Raw genomic sequence first — 2,865 nt, 5'->3', positions numbered from 1 at the left:
GCTATTCAGAAGATTTTAGCAGAATTTTTCGGAAAAATACTTGAAAAGGATGAGGAGAAAGAAAAATAGGCGGCTCCCAGAAACGAGAGCCGCCTATTGAATATTGTTGTTTCGATGATGAAACAAAGGATTATTTATTCTTTGATGTCCCAATGACCTCCAAATGTAGAAGAACCAACACGCTCTATTCTTTTTTGAGCCTTTAGCTTTTCTATGTGTTTTTGTATTGCACTTGCCTTGATACCTATTTTGTCCACGAGTTCTTGTCTTGTTATATACGGATTGTCTTTTATTAATTCAAAAACTTTTTCAATTGTTTTTGGTGATCCAGTTTGACCACCAGTTTGACCACCAGTTTGACCACCAGTTTCATTAGGAATAGGTAATCGTAGTTCTACCTCTTGTAACTCGTATTTATCTATTAATTCAGGCTTACCCCAACCTGCCTTTTGCCAAGCAGAGATAATTTTAGGAAATCCAGAACCTATATTCTCACCATATCCTATCATACGGAGCATATTCTGTATTCTTGGGTTGCGTGCTTTTGAAACCCCACCTTCATAGATGTTTTCTATCGGAAGTTTCAAATTTCCAGGATTTCGTAAGCATAGGCAGTCATCATGCTTTTCTATCCTTAAGATACCACTATCCAAGAATAGGTCAGAGTGAATAATCGAATTGGTAAATCCTTCTCTTACAGCTTTCATTTGTGGTGTGTCATCTACACGCTGATAACCTTCCAGATGAAAAGGGTGAGGTAAGTCGAATGTCAACTTAGGCATAACAATTCTAAAGAATTGATACAAGTTGTTCTCCCAACGCCCATCGTAAGTTAGTCTGTCTCTATATCTTTCCTCACCTTCTAGATGGCTCATGTCGAGATAGTCCATGCGAAAATTTCCAAATCGCTCCCTTATGGCTAACCCTGTTCCAAACATCATTAGTCCTGCTACCGTCAGTCCTTCTTTTCCTGTTTGTCTATTCTTAGTATATCCACCTAAAAGTCGCAAGAATTCTTTATCATCCTTATCGTTCCAATCATGGTCGGCATTTAGTATTCTGAATTGATTACGGTAACCATGGAGCGTATTTGTATCAATGTCATCCAGAGTAAAAGCATCTAGTAATCCTCCGTCATTGCCATCTTCGTTAGCATCACGAATCATGGCTCTTACTTCCATTTCTGTGCAATGGTAATCACCTTCATGGTTGCGCTTGAAGGAACCTTTGTAAGGATTTTCATTTAAGAAGACAGGCTTCATTCGCCAATCTGCTTGTGGCACGTGGATACATACAATAGATTTCCCGTCTATTGTAGTTATCTCTACATCTGAGTCATACATCAGCATATCGATATAATAGTCGTCACCTGAGACTTCAATGTGATATTGTCTTCCCATAAAAGCGAAGCCAGCTCCCATTTCGACCAAGAATTTTTCGATATGTTTGATGAGGCCAATCTCTATGTCTCTTTCGTCATATTGGTCGGTGAAAGTGAGCATGTCGAAAATATAAGGGTCTTTCAATAACGATTTTACCTCTAGTGCCTCTGTAGCAGGGAGCGTTGTGTCGAAGTTATTGGCGAGAGCGCCATGCTTGCCATAATACTCGAGTTTGATGGCTAATGTGTTTACATTATTTTTCAATTGCGCAACCAGCGGTTGCGCAATTGAAAAATGTCCAACTTTAACCATGGTCAACTCCTTGTTGTACTCATTATAGAACTGCATCATGCACTGCATGTTTCTTACAGAGAATCCTTTTCTTTCAGGATACTCATTCTTAAGATCTACAGTTAGGCGCTGTAGAGTCTTCTTGCCCCAACCATCAGTCTCTTGGCTTTTGGTAAGCATTTCACCGATGTCCCAATTCATACGGAGCAACTCCTCGTTTGCTGCGTACATGGCTTTCTGTTGGGCAAAAGAAACACGATGCTTGATTTGTCTCAACAGAGATGGATAAATATCAAATAAAAGGAAGAGTGGATAGAAAGAGAATAAAGAAGCAACCAGATGCAAACGATTTGTGCAATCGTTTGCATCTACTCGTTAAGTTGTTTCTTTAGGTACATCTTTAGGTACTTTAACTTGAAAGACTTGAAGAAGATAGTTTTTCCGTATAATTTTGCACAGACAAAACAGTAAAGATTATGGCGAAAAAGAGAACTAAAACAAAAGCGAAGGAACCCATCAAGATTTGGGTGAAACCTTTGAAGAATGGCAACAAGGCTATCTATCTCCGTACTTATCAAGCTGGAAGCAAGGGTAGGGGCTATACCTATGAGCGGTTGAAGGGATTGTTGCTGGTAGATGACAAAAGGGGAAGTGACAAGGAGGCAAAGGCAAAGAATGAAGCTACTTTGCGCACCGCCATCCTCATCCGATGTGAGCGAATCAAAGAGTGGAGTATGAGCCACGGTAACTATCAGCGAGAGATGAAGACCAAGGATATGCTCTTAAAAGACTGGATGTTGCTATATGCAGACCAAAAAAGACAGCAAGGACAGAGTGGCAGTCATGCTGCCAACATCCAGCATACCCTCTTGCATTTGATAAGATACAAGGGTGAGAATATCCGCATGGCACAACTGGACAAGACGTATTGTGAAGGTTGGGTGCAGTATCTGGCTCATGCCAAGACCATTGGTACGGATGTGCCCATGCGGGGCGAACATCATGAGAAAGATTTGGCTAAGGGTACAGCCAGACTCTATTTCAACACGTTTGTTACCGTATTGAATGAGGCTGTGAGAGAAGGCATCATACCCAAGAATCCCACTAAACTATTAAAGAAAGAAGAACGCAAAATGCTCAGCAAGCAAGAGCAATAGTTCGTTAAAATTTGAGATAATGGCTAAGCAGCTTT

2 protein-coding genes and 1 pseudogene are annotated in these 2,865 nt (G+C 40.5%); 1 reads left to right on the top strand and 2 read right to left on the bottom strand.

Translation table 11 applies throughout. The annotated features are described in order from the left end of the window. Positions 1-134: 134 nt before the first annotated feature. Positions 135-1,166 carry an ATP-binding protein gene (locus DW917_RS18225; protein WP_370453548.1) on the bottom strand — a complete coding sequence of 344 codons (1,032 nt, stop codon included), beginning with the start codon at positions 1,164-1,166 and terminating at the stop codon, positions 135-137. Positions 1,167-1,331: 165 nt separating this feature from the next. Then, positions 1,332-2,018, bottom strand: a pseudogene (locus DW917_RS17925) (PDDEXK nuclease domain-containing protein); the annotation flags it as partial. A 131-nt stretch (positions 2,019-2,149) separates the two neighbouring features. Between DW917_RS17925 and DW917_RS16550 the strand changes: the two are divergent. Next, complete coding sequence (locus tag DW917_RS16550) at positions 2,150-2,830, top strand: phage integrase SAM-like domain-containing protein (RefSeq protein ID WP_118120485.1); 681 nt, start codon at positions 2,150-2,152, stop codon at positions 2,828-2,830. Positions 2,831-2,865: the final 35 nt, after the last annotated feature.

It is taken from the genome of Prevotella sp. AM42-24 (assembly GCF_003461825.1).
GTDB lineage: Bacteria > Bacteroidota > Bacteroidia > Bacteroidales > Bacteroidaceae > Prevotella > Prevotella hominis.
This window is presented reverse-complemented; position numbering and strand designations above follow the sequence as displayed.

Bases quoted from the DNA above. Each gene is read 5' to 3' on its own strand.
- DW917_RS18225 (WP_370453548.1), bottom strand. From the start codon at position 1,166: ATGATTCGTGATGCTAACGAAGATGGCAATGACGGAGGATTACTAGAT.
- DW917_RS16550 (WP_118120485.1), top strand. From the start codon at position 2,150: ATGGCGAAAAAGAGAACTAAAACAAAAGCGAAGGAACCCATCAAGATT.